A 16,314-nucleotide genomic window follows, 5' to 3' on the forward strand; every position below is an offset into this window, starting at 1 on the left:
CGCCGGGGGCGCGCCTCGTTCCGTCGCCCCGTCAGCCGCGGGGCGCGGCCTGCCGGGCGGCGGGCCGGGCGGCGTCAAGGGCGGCGTGCATCAGCCGGCCTGCGCGGGCCGCGGCCGTGCCGTCCCCGAGGAGCTGGATCTCCTGGTTGGCGGCCATGGCGATGCCCGCCAGGATGGAGACGAGGTCGTCGGCGTCACGGTGCGCGGCGATGTCCCCGGCGGCCTGGGCGGCGGTGACCTCCTCGCGCAGGAAGCGCCGCCAGCGCGCCACCGCATCGCGGATCAGGTCGCGCAACTCGCCCGGCTGCCCGTCGAGTTCGCAGGACACGGCCGTCACGAAGCAGCCGTGGGGGAACGGGCCGTGGGCCAGGTAGCCGCACCAGGCGTCGACCACCGCGGTCAGGCGGGGCAGGCCCGGATCCTCGGCGCGGGCCGGGACCACCACGGCCTGCGTGAACATCTCCACCGCCCGGGTGAGAGCGGCCCGTTGCAGGCCGGCCCGGGAACCGAAGGGGCCGACCACGCCCGCCTTGCTCATGTCGAGCGCCTCGGCGAGCGAGCCGATGGTCAGTCCGGTCAGCCCCTGTCCGGACGCCTGCGTCACCGCGGCGCCGATGATGCGGTCGCGGGTGCGCTGCGCCTCTTCGGCCGACTTCCTCATGGGTCCATCTTAGCGAACGGTCGTCTGCTATTTTGGCGAACGATCGTACGCTAAAGCGCTCCACCGAAACGAGAGGACAGCCGCATGCGGATCCGCTGGCTGGGATGGGCCGGAGTGGAACTGGAGGCACGGGGGGAGAGCCTGGTCATCGACCTGCTCGGGCGGCCCGAAGGGGTCCTGGAGGGCACCCCGCTCTCGGCACCCCTGCCCGCCGTCACCCCGCCGCGTTCGCAGGGCCACGTACTCGCCGGGCTCTGCACCCACCTGCACCGCGACCACGCCGACGCCGGCGCCCTGGCCGAGGCGCTGCGCCCGGGCGCCCCGGTCCTGCACCCCGAGTCCTTCGGCGGCGACGACCACGAGAACCTGTGGACCCTCAAGGCCGAGGCCGAGCTCACCGCCCACGCCCTGCCCCGACGGGCCATGGGGCTGTGGGAGACCACGCGGATCGGCCCGTTCACCATCGCCGCCGTCCCCGCGGTCGACACCCTCGGGGACCCGCAGGTCTCCTGGGCGGTCGAGGCCGACGGCAAGCGGGTGCTCCACCTGGGCGACAGCATGTTCCACGGCTACTGGTGGCGCGCCGCCCACCGCCACGGCCCCTTCGACGCGGTGCTGACCCCCATCAACGGGCCGACGGTCTGCTTCCCGCACTGCCAGCCGCCCAGCCCCTTCCCCGCCGCGCTCGACGCCCGGCATGCGGCCGTGGCGGCGCGCCTGCTCGGGGCGAGGACCGCGATACCGATCCACTACGACGGCTTCCACCTCGACGGCTTCTACGCCACCGAGCCCGGCGAACTCGCCCGCTTCCTGGACGCGGCCGCCGACGAGCCCTACACCGTCCTCACCCCGGGGCTGGGCGAGGCCGTCGACCTCTGACCCGGCCACCGGCCATCGGCGCAGGGCTTCGGCGGCCTGGGTGCGGGAGGCCCCCGGGATCCCGGTGACCAGGCCGCCACCGCGCCCTGCGCGGCGGATTCCGCCAGAACCGCGCGGTGACGTGCCGCCCGCGCGCCCCGAGCGCCCGTCGCCGGCCGCGATGCCGGTCACGGTGAACGGGGGGCGCCGATGAACACCGCCGGGCGGCTCTCCGGCGTGGTGCTGCCGAGCCGGGACGCCGTCGCCGCGCCGGGCACCGCGACCTGCTCGGCGCGCCCGTCGTGGAAGGCGTCGTACGCCCGCGGGTGAGGGCCGCCCGCCGGTGCCGGCGGCCGGACACCGGGTCGGCAGCGTCCGGCGCCGGCTCGGACCGCCGGCGCGGCCGGCACCCGATCGGGCCCGGCGTCCGCCGCCCCGCTGCGCGGCCGCCGCCCCCGGCTCGCCCACACAGCGCGGGCCCCGGCCCGGACGGTAACCTTGTGAGGGTTGAATCCACCCTGGTATCGCGAAGAACTGGATGACTGATGCATCGGTACAGGTCCCACACCTGCGGCGAGCTCCGCGCCTCTGACGTCAACACCGACGTCCGGCTGAGCGGCTGGCTGCACAATCGTCGAGACCTGGGCGGCATCCTCTTCATCGATCTGCGCGACCACTACGGCATCACGCAGCTCGTCGCCCGGCCCGGCACCGCCGCTGCCGAGGCCCTGGACAAGCTCTCCAAGGAGACGGTCATCCGCGTCGACGGCAAGGTCGTCTCCCGCGGTGCCGAGAACGTCAACCCCGACCTGCCGACCGGCGAGATCGAGATCGAGGCCGCCGAGGTCGAGGTGCTCGGCGCGGCCGGCCCGCTGCCCTTCACGATCAACACCGACGACGGTGTGAACGAGGAGCGCCGCCTGGAGTACCGCTTCCTCGACCTGCGCCGCGAGCGCATGCACCGCAACATCATGCTGCGCTCCGCGGTGATCGCCGCGATGCGCCAGAAGATGACCGCCCTCGGCTTCAACGAGATGGCGACCCCGATCCTGACCGCGACCTCCCCCGAGGGCGCGCGCGACTTCGTGGTGCCCTCCCGCCTGAACCCGGGCAAGTTCTACGCCCTGCCGCAGGCCCCGCAGCAGTTCAAGCAGCTGCTGATGATCTCCGGCTTCGACCGGTACTTCCAGATCGCGCCCTGCTTCCGCGACGAGGACGCCCGCGCCGACCGCTCGCCGGGCGAGTTCTACCAGCTCGACGTGGAGATGTCCTTCGTCGAGCAGGAGGACGTCTTCCAGCCGATCGAGAAGCTGATGACCGAGCTCTTCACCGAGTTCGGCGGCGGCCGCGAGGTCACCTCGCCGTTCCCGCGGATCCCGTTCCGCGAGTCGATGCTGAAGTACGGCAACGACAAGCCCGACCTGCGCGCCAAGCTGGAGCTCGTCGACATCACCGACGTCTTCGAGAACTCCGAGTTCAAGGCGTTCGCCGGCAAGCACGTCCGCGCCCTGCCGGTCCCGGACACCGCCGGCCAGCCGCGCAAGTTCTTCGACGGCCTCGGCGACTACGCCGTGTCGCTGGGCGCCAAGGGCCTGGCCTGGGTGCGCGTCGGCGAGGACGGCACGCTGACCGGCCCGATCGCGAAGTTCCTCACCGAGGAGAACGTCAAGGTCCTCACCGAGCGCCTCGGCCTGGCCGCCGGCCACGCCGTGTTCTTCGGCGCGGGCGAGTTCGACGAGGTCTCCAAGATCATGGGCCCCGTCCGGGTGGAGGCCGCCAAGCGCGCCGGCCACTTCGAGGAGAACGTCTTCCGGTTCTGCTGGATCGTCGACTTCCCGATGTACGAGAAGGACGAGGAGACGGGCAAGATCGACTTCTCCCACAACCCGTTCTCCATGCCGCAGGGCGGCATGAAGGACCTGGAGGAGAAGGACCCGCTCGACATCCTGGCCTGGCAGTACGACATCGTCTGCAACGGCATCGAGCTGTCCTCCGGCGCCATCCGCAACCACGAGCCCGAGGTCATGCTGAAGGCCTTCGAGATCGCGGGCTACGACGCGGAGACCGTCGAGCGCGAGTTCGCCGGCATGCTGCGCGCCTTCCGCCTCGGCGCCCCGCCGCACGGCGGCATCGCCCCGGGCGTGGACCGCATCGTCATGCTGCTCGCGGACGAGCCGAACATCCGCGAGACCATCGCGTTCCCGCTCAACGGCAACGCGCAGGACCTGATGATGGGCGCGCCCACCGTCCTGGAGGAGTCCCGCCTGCGCGAGCTGAACATCGCGCTGCGCAAGCCGGTGGAGACGAAGACCTCCGAGCCGGTCGAGAAGTCGGTCAAGCCGCACCAGTAGTCGCCCGCTCCGGCCGCGGCCCCTCGGCCGCGGCCGGAACGGCAAGGCGCCCCCGCCCGGGATCCCGGGCGGGGGCGCCTTCGGTTGGGGCGCTTCGGTCGGAGCGCCTTCGGTGGGGGCGGCCGCGTCAGAACCGCTCGAGGAGGCCCTTGAGGAGGGCGGCGGAGGTCAGCTCGCGGGGCGCCGGGCCGGCGTGGAAGAAGCCGGCGTTCTCGGCGTCCAGCTTGCGCAGGAAGTCGAAGGCCTTGGCGTCGTGGTCGCCGAACGCGACGAACTGCCAGTGCACGCCGGGCGCGGAGGCGGCGGCGTCGGCGAGCGCCTGCTTGGCGGGCCGGACGCTGTCGGGGGCGCCGTCGGTCTGGAACACGACGAGGGCCGGGCCCTCGCCGCCGTCCTTCTGGTACCGCTCGACGACGGCCTCCACGGCCACGTGGTAGCTGGTGCGGCCCATGCGGCCGAGCTCGGCGTGGCGGGCCTCGACCCAGGTGGCGTCGTGGGCGTCGAGGGTCAGGTCGGCGGTGCCGTCCAGGTCCGTGGAGAAGAACACCGTGTGCACGGTGGCCTCCTCGTCGAGGTGTGCGGCGAGGGCGAGGGCGTGGTCGGCGAGGTGCTGGGCGCTGCCGTCCTTGTAGAACGGGCGCATCGACCCGGACCGGTCCAGGACCAGGTACACCTTGGCCCGTGCGCCGGTCCGGCCCCTGGCGCGCAGCACCTGCCCGGCCGCCTTGTACGCCGCGGCCACCCCCGGGGCCCGCTTGCGCACGGCGGCGGCCGCGTGCGCGGGCCCGGCCTCGGCGGCGACGGGCTCGGCCTCGGCGGCGACGGGCTCGGCCTCGGCGGCGACGGGCTCGGCCTCGGCAGCGACGGGCTCCGCCTCGGCCTCGGCAGCCTCGGGCTCGGCTGCGTCGGCCTCGGCAGCCTCGGGCTCGGCCACGGCCTCCCCGGCGTTGGGTGCCGGCTCGTCCTCGGCGGCGGATGCGGCCACGGGTTCGGCCGCGGCTTCCTCGGTGACGGCCTCGGCCTCGGCAGCGGCCGCCACCGGCTCCGCCACGGGGGCGGCAGCGGCCTCGGCCTCGGTGGCCGCTTCCTCGGTGGAGGGCTCCGCAGCGACGGGCTCCGCAGCGGCGGCCACGGCAGTGGTGTCCTCGTCGGCGGCGGGCGCGACCGGCTCCTCGGCCACGACCGGCTCCTCGGCGGCGACCGGCTCGACGGGCCCGGCCTCCGCGGCCGGGGCGGCCTCGGGCGCCGGCTCGGCCTCGGCGGCCGCTTCCTCGACGGCGGTGTCCTCGGCGGCGGTCGGCGCGGCTTCCGGCCCAGCGGCGGTGGCCGCCGCGGCAGCCGGTGCGGCCGTCTCGGCCGGGGCTTCCTCTGCAACGGGCTCCGCCGCAGCCGGTTCGGCCGACACGGCCTCGGCAGCAGGCTCTTCAGGAGCGGCAGCCGCGGCGGCGGCCGGCTCCTCGGCCGCGACGGGCTCCGCCTGGGCCGCGGCGGACGTCGGGCCGGCGGTGCCGTCGGCCGCGGTGTCCTCGGCGGCCGCGGGCTCTGCTGCGGCCGGCTCGGACGCGGCGGGCGCGGGCTCGGCATCGGGCGCCGCCGGCTCGGGGATCTTGTGGTCCGCGGCCGGCGAAGAGGGCGGTTGCGGGCGGCGGGCCTCCGGGACCGTGGGGTCCGGGAGCGTGGCCGTGAGGAGGGCGCCGGCCTCGCGGTCCCGGGGCGCGGACTGCGGCGGGACGGTCGGGTTGTCGAAGGACGCCGCCACCAGCTCGGCCGCCGCGTCCAGCGGCGTCCGTTCGGCCTGGTTCGGCACGGCTGCCCCGGTGGCCTCACTCGTCTCCGGAACCGGCTCGGCGGACCGTCCGAAAACCTTGCGCAACAAGCTCCGAATACCCATGGGCCAGGCCTTTCGCATGAGTGCGTGCGTCATTTGTCCGTGCTGCGCGGTTGATCCCTGCCCAGAGTGGACACGTAAGGTTATCGACCCCTCGGCTGGAACGTCGGCAGGGGCGCTCCCGTTGCGCCAGGCCCTTTCCGGCCTCCCCTCCCGGCCGGTCCGCCCCGGCCGCCGGACAGTGCCACCGGAACCGCGTAGTCCGGAACCGTATCCCGTCCTTCTCCCACCCCGGCACCGCCCCCTGCCCGTAGCCGAACCGCCCAAGTACGCCCCTCGATGGGGGATTTGCGTCTCACGCCACCCCGCGCACGGCTCCCCGCTGCTCCCCGGCGCCCCGCCCGTAGCCCGCAGGGACGCGAACTCCCGCCCCGACGTGACCGGTTCACCGGCCGTTCATCCCTCCGCCGCCGGTTCGGCGTCGCCCGCCCCTACCGTCGCGGCTGGATTCGGCCGCACCCGGCCGGCGCCCGTGCATCTACGGAGGACACTCGTGCGCAAGCTCCTGCCCCTCATAGGCAACCCGCATGGGGGCGGCCGTTCCGCCCTCACCTGCCGCTACCGCTGTGGCGACGCCTGCTTCCACGAGGTGCCGAACACCAGCGACAACGAGTACGTCGGCGACGTCATCGCCCGCGCCTACTCCCGCCGCGCGATGCTCCGCTCCGCCGCCGTCGTCACCGTCGCCACCGCCGCCGGTACGGCCGTCACCCTCGGCGGCAGCGGTACCCCGGCCACCGCCGCCCCCGCCGCCGACGCCCAGGGCGCGGCCGACGCCGCTGCCAACGCCCAGGGCGCCCGGGGCCTGCGCTTCACGCCGGTCGCGCCGAACACCGACGACCGCGTCACCGTCCCCGAGGGCTACGAGCAGAACGTGGTCATCCGCTGGGGCGACCCCATCGTCAAGGGTGCTCCCGCCTTCAACGCCGACCAGCAGACCGCCGCCGCCCAGGCCGGCCAGTTCGGCTACAACAACGACTTCCTCGCGCTGCTCCCGCTCGGCAGCGGTTACGAGCGCCAGCAGCTCCTCGTCGCGAACCACGAGTACACCGACGAAAACCTGATGTTCAAGGGCTACGACCCGGCGAACCCGACGCGCGAGCAGGTCGAGGTCGCCTGGGCCGCGCACGGCCTGGGCGTGGTCGTCGTCCAGGAGGACCACCGCAGCGGCAAGCTGACCGCCGTGGCCCGCCACCAGCTCAACCGCCGTCTCACCGCGACCAGCGAGTTCCGCCTCTCCGGCCCGGTCGCCGGCAGCGCCCTGGTCAAGACCTCCGCCGACCCCACCGGCACCAAGGTCCTCGGCACGCTCAACAACTGCTCCGGCGGCACCACCCCGTGGGGCACGACCCTGCACGGCGAGGAGAACTTCAACCAGTACTTCGCCAACGCCGGCCAGGTCACCGACCCGGTCCAGGCGGCACGCCTCAAGCGCTACGGCGTCTCCGCCGGCGCCACGGAGCGCAAGTGGGAGCGGTTCGACAAGCGCTTCGACACCGTCCAGGAGCCCAACGAGCCGAACCGCTTCGGCTACGTCGTCGAGCTCGACCCGTACGACCCGGCCTCCACCCCGCGCAAGCGCACCGCGCTCGGCCGCTTCAAGCACGAGGGCGCGCAGCCCCGCCTCACCGAGGACGGCCGCCCGGTCGTCTACATGGGTGACGACGAGCGCTTCGACTACTTCTACAAGTTCGTCTCGTCGAAGCAGATGAAGAAGGGCAGCTCCCGCGCGGTCAAGGAGCACAACCTGACCCTTCTGGACGAGGGCACCCTGTACGTCGCCAAGCTGACCGGCGACTCCCCGGCCGCCGAGGTCGACGGCTCCGGCAAGCTCCCCTCCGACGGCCAGTTCGACGGCTCCGGTGCCTGGATCAAGCTCGCCACCGCCTCGCCCGCCGGCAACGTCTCGCACGTCGAGGGCATGAGCGCCGAGGAGGTGTTCGTCTTCACCCGCCAGGCCGCCGACAAGGTGGGCGCCACCAAGATGGACCGCCCCGAGGACATCGAGCCGTCGCCGCGCACCGGCCGGGTCTACGTGGTCCTGACCAACAACGCCGACCGCGGCAAGCCGGGCAAGGCGGGCGCGGACGAGGCCAACCCGCGCAACCTCAACAAGCACGGCCAGATCCTGGAGCTCGCCGAGGACTTCGACGACCCGGCGGGCGACGGCTTCGCCTGGCGCCTCTTCCTCGTCGCCGGCGACCCGAAGGACCCGGCGACCTTCTTCGCCGGCTTCCCGAAGGACAAGGTCAGCCCGATCTCCTGCCCGGACAACGTGACCTTCGACCCGCACGGCAACCTGTGGATCTCCACGGACGGCAACCAGCTCGGCTCGCACGACGGCCTGTTCGGCGTCGCGACCGCCGGTGAGCGCCGCGGTGAGCTGAAGCAGTTCCTGACCGTCCCGCGCGGCGCCGAGACCTGCGGCCCGCTGGTCCAGGACAAGCGGGTCCTGGTCGCGGTCCAGCACCCGGGTGAGATCGACGGCGCGACCGTCGAGAAGCCCGAGTCGGTGTGGCCCGACGGCCCCGGCAGGATCACCCGCCCGGCGGTGGTGTCCGTCTGGCGCAAGGACGGCAGGAACATCGGCGTCTGAGCCGGACGGAGCCCCCCCGAAGCGGGCGGTGTTGCACGTGGTTTCACGTGGAACACCGCCCGCTTCCTCCTACTCGCGATCGTCCACCAGCCGCCCCACCGGCAGCCGGAGCGTCGTGACCGCCCCGCCGTCGGGGGCGTTGGCGAAGGTGAGGGTGATGCCCAGGACGGCCGCCTGGCCCGCCGCGATGGTCAGGCCCAGCCCGTGGCTGCGTCCCCGGCCCGGCTCGCCGGTGCGGAAGCGCTGCGGACCCTGGGCGATCAGGTCCTCGGGGTAGCCGGGCCCGTGGTCGCGGACCGTCACCACCGGGCCCTCGACCCGGACCTCGATCGGCGGGCTCCCGTGCTTGTCGGCATTGACCAGCAGGTTCGCCAGGATGCGGTCCAGGCGCCGCCGGTCGGTGAGCACCACCAGGTCCCGGACCACCTCCACCGTGACGGGGAGGCGGGTGGCGGCGGCCGCCCGGCGCACCGCCCCGCCGAGCTCGACCCGGGCGAGGTCGGCGCGCTCGACCCCGGCGTCCAGCCGGGAGATCTCCAGCAGGTCCTCGGTGAGCCGGTGCAGTGCGCCCAGCCGGTCGTTGATCATCTCCTTGGGGCGTCCCTCCGGCAGCAGCGCGGCCGCGGCGAGCGAGCCGGTGAGCGGGGTGCGCAGCTCGTGCGCCACGTCGGCGGTGAACCGCTTCTCCGCCTCCAGCCGCTCCTGGAGCGACCTGGCCATGGAGTTCAGGGCCTGGGCCACGTCCCGCACCTCGTCGCGGTAGCCGCCGCCGTCGGCGGCCTCCGGCTGCTCCGGCGTGGGGAAGTCGACGCGGGCGTCGAGGTCGCCGGCGCTGATCCGGCGGGCCACGGCGGCGGTGGTGGCCAGGCGGCGGCTGATCCGGTCGGCGAGGAACACGCCGGCCAGTGCGACGACTCCGGCGGCGAGCGCGGAGGAGGCGAGGATCGCGGTGTCGAGATCGCGCAGCCGGGCGCGGGTGCTCTCGTACGGGACCCAGGCGGCGAGGGCGTGGTGGTCGGCGGGTCCGGCGGCCCACATGACGGGTTTGCCGTCGCGCTCGCCGACCATGCTGCCGGTCATCCCGCGGGCGACGAGCCGGCGCAGCGGCCCGGGCAGCCCGGCCGGGTCCAGGGCGGTGTTCACGTGGCCGTGCGCGGTGCCGTACTGGTATTCGCCGAGGGCGTGTTCCAGGTCGCGCTGCACGTCCTTGCGGACCTCGCCGACGACCTGCCGGGCGACCACGTTGTGGACGAGGATGCCGAGCGCTGCGGCGACGGCGCAGCACACGGCCGTGGTGGTCAGGGCGATCTTCCAGCGCAGACTGCTCGTCACCCGCATGGCGGCCGCGTCCCCTTCAGTCCCGCGTCGCCGTGCACGCGGTGGAGCCGGTCTTCGGGGTGGGGCATTCGTCGAGGCTCAGCTCGGACAGGTTCATGATCCCCGCCTCGGGGTCCCACACGTAGTCGGAGACGGAGACCTTCTTCGGGTTCGAGCTCGGCTCGCGCACCGCCAGGTGCTCGCCGGCCACCTCCACGCCCTCCAGCACCCCCCGCCGGGACAGGATCCGGGTGATCGACCCGTCGTCGCGGACGGTGTAGACGCGCAGTTCGCTGACGCGGCCGTCGACGTCGAGGGCGGTGATCAGCTCCTCGCGGCCGTTGCCCGTCACGTCGTGCAGGACCGGCGGCCGGACCGGGCACTTCGGACCGCCGTCCACAGACTGTGTACAGAGCGCGAGCCGCTGCACGGCGCGCGGGTCGACGAGGCGTCCCGTCCCGCCGTCCTCCCGGGCGGCGGCGGTGATGTCGGCCCGTACGACCTCCAGCGCGTTCACCCCCCGCATGCCCGGCCCCGGCGCCTTGGGCAGGCCGGGGACCACGGCCGCAGTGCCGGGCTGCTGGCCGGGGCCGGGCGGCTGCGGATGGAGGTCCTTCCACAGGGTCTGCGGGGCATGCGCGGTGCCGAGGTCGCCGTCGTTGCGCAGTCCCTCCACGTCGGCGCACCCGGCCGATGCCGCCAGAAGGGCCGCGAGGACCGCAGCGGCCGCGGCGCGGCGGTGCGGGCCGCGCGGGATGAGGGGCCTCATGCCCCGATGCTCCCCCGGCGGCCCCTCAGCGGCCCGGGCACAGGACCGTTCGGGGGAACCCGCCCGGGGCGCCCCGGTCAGTGCTCCGCGGCGATCCCCCGGGCGGCGGCCACCTCCTGGCGGACCGGGCCGAGTACGGAGGCCTCGTCCCCCGCCCGCACCGCCGCAGTCCCCAGCCGGTCGGGGCTCCGGGCGGTGCGCACGCACTCGGCCAGGCCCCGCAGGTCGGCGGTGAGCGCCGACACCTCCTCGGCCCGGGGCGGGGCCGCCCCGTGGTTGACGCGGACCCGGGCGGCGGTGGTGGCGTCCACGATCCGCTCGACGGCGACGACGAGCGGCCACCAGGCGGCGGCCCGCGCCCCGGTCGGCGGCGGCTCGGTCAGGGCCCGCTGGAACTCGCTGCGCACCCCCGACAGGTCCCGGTAGATGCGCCGCCGGGCCTGGAGCCGGGCGGTGCGCGCCGCCCCCGGCGCGGCGTCGGGGTCCGGGGCCGGGCCGAAGGCGCGCTCCACGTAGCGGGCCGCGTCGTCGACGGTGTCGGCGAGCCGGTCGCCGATGCGGCTGTGCCAGCTCTCGGGCCACAGCAGGTAGCCGAAGACCAGGGTGATCGCGCAGCCGATCAGGCTGTCGACCAGCCGGGGCCGGATCAGGTCGAAGCCCTGGTGGTTGAGGAGGTCCGACAACAGCAGGATGACCGGGGTGATCGCGGCCGTCTGGAAGGCGTAGCCCTTCGCGGAGAACGCCGGGATCAGCGCGGCGAGCACCGCCATCACGGGCACGTCCCACCAGCCGCGCGGCACCTCCGCGAGCACGGCGGCGGCGATGACCAGCCCGCCGGCGGTGCCCAGCGCGCGCAGCACGGCCCGGGAGAACACCGAGCCGAAGTCGGGCTTGAGGACGAAGGTGACGGTGAGCGGGACCCAGTACGAGCGCTCCAGCGGCACCAGCGAGACCAGCGCCTGGGCGAGCCCGATGCACAGCGCGAGCCGCAGCCCGTACCGCCAGGAGCCCCCCGACAGCATCATGTCCCGCACGGCGCGCCGGGCCCGCACGCCCAGGGCGGCCGGACGGCCGAGGCGGTCGTCGACGGTGCGGAGCTCCGGCTCGGCCAGGTGCACGACCGTCACCGCGTGCCGCAGGGCCGCGTCGAGGGCCCGTTCGGCGGGGGTGTGCGGTGCGGGCAGCTCCAGGGCGGGCGCCTGGGTGCGGCCCTCCTCGACGGCCTCGGCCAGATCCCGTACGGCCGCCGGGATCGCGGGCGGCAGCGGCCGTCCGCGCAGGTGCGCGGCGGGTGCGGCCTCGACCAGCGGGACCACCACGTTGAGCTGGGCCAGCATGCGCACCAGGGCGGGGCTGCGGCCGTGGACGCGGGCCCGCCGGCCCAGGATCAGGTCGTACGCCTGGTTCAGGCTCTGGGTGAGCGCGCGGCGGCGCTCGTCGTAGTCGGGCCCGCCGGCAGCGTCCAGGGCGTCGGCGAGGGCCCGGTAGGTGGCGGCGACCGCGGCGCGTTCGGGCTGCCGGCCGCGCAGCGGCCAGCCCAGCAGGGTCAGCAGCAGGACGAACAGCCCGCCCGCGGCGAGCAGCAGGGGCGCGGTCCACCAGGGCCGCGGCAGCGGCAGGCCCGCGCCGACGACGGCGTTGAGCAGCAACAGCAGACCGGAGACGGAGGCGACCGTGCCGATCGAGGAGATCATCCCGGAGACCAGTGCGATCAGGGTGAGCGCGCCGACGGCGAACCAGCCGTGCCCGAACACCAGGGTCCCCAGGGCGACTCCCACCGCACCGAACAACTGCGGCACGGCGATGTTGAGGATCCGCATCCGGTAGGCGTCGGCGGTGTCGCCGATGACCCCCGACAGGGCACCCATCGAGACGAGGGCCCCGTACTCCGGTTCGTCGAGGGCGAAGCCGACGGCGAGCGGGGCCGACAGGGCGATGCCCGCGCGCACGACGGCAGCCCAGGGGATGGGGGCGGAGGCCGGCCGCAGCCCCCTGAGCAGCCAGGCCGGAGGAGCCAGCGGATGCGGCCGGGCCCGCCCGGACGGTATGTGGTCGGTGCGTTCGGTGCTCATTGCCGCTTCCGTGCCGCCGCTCGAGAGTCGGTTCTTCGGTTCTTCTGTACGGTTCTGGGTTCTTGCGGGCTTCTGAGCCCTCTGAGCCGTTCTGCGCGCTTGGTACCTTCCGAGCTTATGGGGTGCGGCGCTCAGGGCGTGCGGCGCACCCGGCCTGTCACCCATGCGGCCAGTGCGGCCGCCAGCCCGATGGCCAGGACGACCCACGCGGTGGTGCGCAGGAAGGCGGTGAGCGCGTCGTACACCGCACCCGCGGCGGCGCGGTCGATGTCGGACGGCAGGTCGTCCAGGGTGAGCCGGCGGCAGACGACGACCGCGATCCACAGCAGGACCGCGCCGGCCGCGAGCCCGAGGCCGGTGGCGGCCACGGCCCGGCGGCGGTGGACCGCGACGGTGATCGCCGCCGCGGCCAGGACCACGGTCAGCACCGGCAGCCAGACGCCCGCGATCTCCAGCATGCGGAACTCCTTCCGGAGGACGCCGAGGTTGTCGTACTCCATGACCTTCACCTGGACGTGGGTCACCGGGATCCGCTCCGCGAACGGCGTGTCGTCGGCGACGAGCTCCGCCTTGATCTGCGCGATGACGGGCGCCAGGTCGATGGTGACGGCGTCGCCGTGGCCGGTGGTGAGCGCCTGGAAGAACGCGGCGTGCGCGGCCCGGTTCGCCGCGTCCCAGGCGGTGCGGTAGGCGGGGGTGCCGACGAAGGAGCGCAGCGCCTCCCCGAGCAGGGCGTCGATCGCCCCCTGGAAGGGACCGGCGTCGATCTGCCCGGACAGGGCCCGGGCGGCCTGCGTGACGACGACCTCCTGGACGGCCGGGTCGGAGGCCAGCGGGGACATGGCGGCGGTGTACCGGTCGGCGTCGCCCAGCTCCCGGTCGGCCCAGTACGCGACGGCGCTCGCGGGCACCAGGAGTGCCACGAGCACGATGAGGACCGCCGACAGCCAGGTGCGCACGTCACCAGGGGAATCCGCGGCGGCGGCCCGCGCGAGCGGGGTTGGTGCGGTCGGGTGGCGGAGCGGGCGCACGAAGCCTGCCGCGGGCCGGGCGGGGGCAGGCGGGGGCGCGCGCTGCCGGCCGCGGGCGCGCCGTGCCGACCGGGGGCCGACCGCGGGCGCGCCGTCGCCGGTTCGGCGATCCTGGACTTCCATGAGGATGAGCGAGGGCGTCGAGTGGGCGCTGCACAGCTGCATCAACCTGGCCTGGATCGGCCCCGAGCGCGCCGTTCCGGCGGCCCGGCTGGCCGCCTGGCACGAGCTCCCCGCCGCCTACCTGAACAAGCAGCTCCAGGCCCTGGCCCGGGCGGGCATCCTGGCTTCCACCTCCGGCCCGAAGGGCGGGTTCCGGCTGGCGCGCCCGCTCGCCGAGATCTCGCTCATGGACGTGGTCGTCGCCGTCGAGGGCACTGCGGGGGCCTTCCGGTGCGCCGAGATCCGCAGCCGGGGCCCGGGCGCCGTCCCGACCGCCGGCGACGGCCCCGCCTGCGTGATCGCGCAGGCCATGGGCCGGGCCGAACTGGCCTGGCGCCGGGCGCTCGCCGAGCAGAACCTCGAAGAGCTCCGCCAGCAGGCGGAACGCCGGACCCCGCAGGCCCCGGAGCGCCTGCGCACCTGGTTCCACGGGCCCTGACAGGGGCGCGCCGCACGCGCCGTCGGCGCCTGATCCACTTGCCGCCCGGGAGAGCCGGGTGTGCCCTGGTGGAGGGGAGAGAGGAGCCCGTCATGGCACATGCGGCACCTGCCGCCCACGGGCGGCACCACCGGCGGATGGCGGCCCCGCGGACCGGGGACACCACGGGCGCGCTGACGCGCGCGGTGCTCCTCGGCCTCGTCTACGGGGTCTGGGCGGCCTACATCAACCGCCAGCAGGGCCCCGTCGATGCGGGCAACGTGTTCTACGGGATCCTCTGCGGCGTGCTCTTCGCCGGGATCATGTACGGCCTCGCCCGCGTCGGCCCCCGCATGAAGCGGGAGGCCCGCGCCACGGCGTACGGCGCGTTCGGCGGGATCGCCGTCGGCTACCTCAACAGCCTCACCGACCACTCGGTTCTGCACTCGGGTTGGATCGGCCTCGTCACGGGCGTGGGCGTCGGCCTCGTGGCGTACTACCGGTACTACACCCGCGAGCCCTGAGCGGAGGGCAGGGGCGCCGCACCCCGCGACCGTCACCGACGGCCGCGGGCGCGGCGTCCGGCCCCTGCGCCTCTGCGAGTCAGCCCCGGCCGGGGCAGTCGCGGCCGGGGTCAGGCCTGGCCGGGGTCCTCCCCGCCGGCGTCAGTCCCCCCTGCGTCAGTCCTCGCTGCGTCAGTCCTCGGACGCGGCGCGGCGGACGGGGTGTCGCGGACCGCGGCCGCCCCGGGCTCGGCCGGCCGCGCGGAGAGGGCCTCCTGTACGGGGATCTCCGGCGCGGAGGGCTCCCGCGCCGGCCGCGGCGGCGGAGTGAAGCGGGCGGCCTCGGCGCGGAGCATGGCGTTCAGTGCGGCGAACGGGTCGATGGGCATGCCGGAACCTCACGGTGTTCGGGGGAGTGTGGGGGTGGGTGCTGCTGCTCGGACCGCTCAGCAGCGCAGCACCACGCTCCGCACCGGCTCCCCCGCCGGCACCGGCCCCTCCACCGCCCACGCGGCGGCGCCCGCCGCCGGACCGTGGGGATGTTTCACGTGGAACACCGGCCGCGGCAGCTCCCGGGCACCGGGCAGCCCCCGGACCACCGGCCGTACCGCGGCCCGTACTTCCGGCTCCCCGGCCGGGTCCGACTCCCGCTCGGCGGGAGCCTCCGGCTCGCCAGGAGCCCCGGAGGCGCAATGCCGCCCGGCATCCGCCTCCCACGCCGCGGACGCGGCGGCGGGACCGGCCGCGAACAGGCACAGCAGCGCGACGAAGGCCGCCGCGAGGGCCCTGGTCACCGCCGTCCGCGCATGCCGTGTCCCGCTCATGCGGGGGGTCTGCCCCGACACGTCGGCGGCCTCCCCGCCCCGGCGGCAGAAGCCCCCGACCGGGGGAGGAAGACACCCCCCACGGCTGACGCGCGCCGCGCTCAGTCGGAGCGGTGCCCGGCGTGGCGCCCGGTGCGGCGCTGCCCGGTCAGCCGGGCCAGGACGGTGGTCTCACCGCTGACCAGCCTGAGGTGGGAGCGCCCGGGCCGCTGCCCGTGGCCGGTCACCCCGTTCGGCGAGACCGCGTCCACGGTGAAGACGGCGGTACGGCCGTCGGCGCGCGCGATCTCGACGGTCAGCCCCCGCCGCAGTTCGGCGAGCCGCAGGTCCCCGGCGCTCACCACGGCCGTGCCCGCCGCACCGGGAGCCGGGCTGCCCGCCTCCCAGCAGGCCTCCCCGTCACCGGCGTCCGCCCCGCTCGGGCCGCCGGGCTCGCCGAACGGCAGCTCCGCGCCGAGCGCGGGGATGTGCAGCCGCAGCGGCCGCGCAGCCCGCAGCGGGGTGATGGCCGGGGCCCGGGCGGGACGCGACCCCTTCCCCGAGGCGTGCCGCCCCGCCTGCTCCAACTGCTCGACGAGCCGCCGGTGTCCGGACAGCCCCAGGGCCCGGGACGGCAGGGCGTCGGCGGCTCCGGCGGGCGCGGGGCGGGCGCCCTCGGTGCTCCGCAGCAGCCCTATCCCCGTGCCCAGCAGAACCGTCGTCAGCACGCCGACCATCCACTTGGCGCGGAGCATGGAATGTCCTCCCGGTCCGATGCACCGGCTCCGGCGGCCGGTCCTCCTCAGAGCAGTGGACTCCGTCCCGGCCCCTCGGCACCGGTGACAACGCCGGGGACTGACGTTGCGTCACACGCCCGACGGCGGC

14 protein-coding genes are annotated in these 16,314 nt (G+C 75.0%); 5 read left to right on the forward strand and 9 right to left on the reverse strand.

Going from position 1 to position 16,314, the window contains the following annotated elements:
- Nucleotides 1-31 precede the first annotated feature (31 nt).
- Nucleotides 32-661 carry a TetR/AcrR family transcriptional regulator gene (locus tag AB0953_RS01815; protein ID WP_366857370.1) on the reverse strand — a complete coding sequence of 210 codons (630 nt, stop codon included), beginning with the start codon at nucleotides 659-661 and terminating at the stop codon, nucleotides 32-34.
- An 84-nt stretch (nucleotides 662-745) separates the two neighbouring features.
- On the opposite strand from AB0953_RS01815, the gene AB0953_RS01820 reads away from it, so the two are divergent.
- Both AB0953_RS01820 and aspS read left to right on the forward strand, forming a co-directional pair.
- Nucleotides 746-1,540, forward strand: coding sequence for an MBL fold metallo-hydrolase (locus tag AB0953_RS01820; RefSeq protein ID WP_366857371.1), 795 nt, complete (start codon nucleotides 746-748; stop codon nucleotides 1,538-1,540).
- Between the two features lie 524 nt (nucleotides 1,541-2,064).
- The gene (gene aspS / locus AB0953_RS01825) at nucleotides 2,065-3,870 is read left to right on the forward strand and encodes an aspartate--tRNA ligase (RefSeq protein ID WP_366857372.1); all 1,806 of its coding nucleotides are present in this window, start codon (nucleotides 2,065-2,067) and stop codon (nucleotides 3,868-3,870) included.
- A 127-nt stretch (nucleotides 3,871-3,997) separates the two neighbouring features.
- Here aspS and AB0953_RS01830 read toward each other — a convergent pair whose 3' ends face one another.
- Complete coding sequence (locus AB0953_RS01830) at nucleotides 3,998-5,677, reverse strand: VWA domain-containing protein (protein WP_366857373.1); 1,680 nt, start codon at nucleotides 5,675-5,677, stop codon at nucleotides 3,998-4,000.
- A gap of 574 nt (nucleotides 5,678-6,251) precedes the next feature.
- On the opposite strand from AB0953_RS01830, the gene AB0953_RS01835 reads away from it, so the two are divergent.
- Nucleotides 6,252-8,354: a PhoX family protein gene (locus AB0953_RS01835; protein ID WP_366857374.1), complete on the forward strand. Its 2,103-nt coding sequence runs from the start codon at nucleotides 6,252-6,254 to the stop codon at nucleotides 8,352-8,354.
- A 69-nt stretch (nucleotides 8,355-8,423) separates the two neighbouring features.
- Here AB0953_RS01835 and AB0953_RS01840 read toward each other — a convergent pair whose 3' ends face one another.
- The 4 genes from AB0953_RS01840 to AB0953_RS01855 all read right to left on the reverse strand — a co-directional run bounded on the left by AB0953_RS01840 (nucleotide 8,424) and on the right by AB0953_RS01855 (nucleotide 13,471).
- Nucleotides 8,424-9,692, reverse strand: coding sequence for a HAMP domain-containing sensor histidine kinase (locus tag AB0953_RS01840; RefSeq protein ID WP_366857375.1), 1,269 nt, complete (start codon nucleotides 9,690-9,692; stop codon nucleotides 8,424-8,426).
- 16 nt (nucleotides 9,693-9,708) lie between these two features.
- The gene (locus AB0953_RS01845) at nucleotides 9,709-10,440 is read right to left on the reverse strand and encodes a hypothetical protein (protein WP_366857376.1); all 732 of its coding nucleotides are present in this window, start codon (nucleotides 10,438-10,440) and stop codon (nucleotides 9,709-9,711) included.
- Between the two features lie 77 nt (nucleotides 10,441-10,517).
- A complete protein-coding gene (locus AB0953_RS01850) occupies nucleotides 10,518-12,512 on the reverse strand; it encodes an FUSC family protein (protein ID WP_366857377.1) in 1,995 nt (664 codons plus the stop codon).
- A gap of 131 nt (nucleotides 12,513-12,643) precedes the next feature.
- Entirely contained in the window at nucleotides 12,644-13,471 is an 828-nt protein-coding gene (locus AB0953_RS01855; protein ID WP_366857378.1) for a hypothetical protein, read from the reverse strand.
- 199 nt (nucleotides 13,472-13,670) lie between these two features.
- Here AB0953_RS01855 and AB0953_RS01860 point away from each other — a divergent pair, with 199 nt between their 5' ends.
- Nucleotides 13,671-14,144 carry an Rrf2 family transcriptional regulator gene (locus AB0953_RS01860; RefSeq protein ID WP_366857667.1) on the forward strand — a complete coding sequence of 158 codons (474 nt, stop codon included), beginning with the start codon at nucleotides 13,671-13,673 and terminating at the stop codon, nucleotides 14,142-14,144.
- A 92-nt stretch (nucleotides 14,145-14,236) separates the two neighbouring features.
- Nucleotides 14,237-14,647 (forward strand): hypothetical protein, encoded by a 411-nt coding sequence (locus AB0953_RS01865; protein ID WP_366857379.1) that lies wholly within the window; start codon nucleotides 14,237-14,239, stop codon nucleotides 14,645-14,647.
- A 110-nt stretch (nucleotides 14,648-14,757) separates the two neighbouring features.
- Here the strand turns inward: AB0953_RS01865 and AB0953_RS01870 are convergent, their stop codons facing one another.
- The 3 genes from AB0953_RS01870 to AB0953_RS01880 form a co-directional block, all read right to left on the reverse strand.
- On the reverse strand, nucleotides 14,758-15,015 hold the full coding sequence (locus tag AB0953_RS01870; protein ID WP_366857380.1) for a hypothetical protein: 258 nt from the start codon (nucleotides 15,013-15,015) through the stop codon (nucleotides 14,758-14,760).
- Nucleotides 15,016-15,072: 57 nt separating this feature from the next.
- Nucleotides 15,073-15,450, reverse strand: a complete 378-nt coding sequence (locus AB0953_RS01875; protein WP_366857381.1) for a hypothetical protein — start codon at nucleotides 15,448-15,450, stop codon at nucleotides 15,073-15,075.
- Between the two features lie 101 nt (nucleotides 15,451-15,551).
- Entirely contained in the window at nucleotides 15,552-16,184 is a 633-nt protein-coding gene (locus tag AB0953_RS01880; protein WP_366857382.1) for a class F sortase, read from the reverse strand.
- Nucleotides 16,185-16,314 lie beyond the last annotated feature (130 nt).

It is taken from the genome of Streptomyces sp. NPDC046866, assembly GCF_040704625.1.
In the GTDB taxonomy this organism is placed as follows: Bacteria; Actinomycetota; Actinomycetes; order Streptomycetales; family Streptomycetaceae; genus Streptomyces.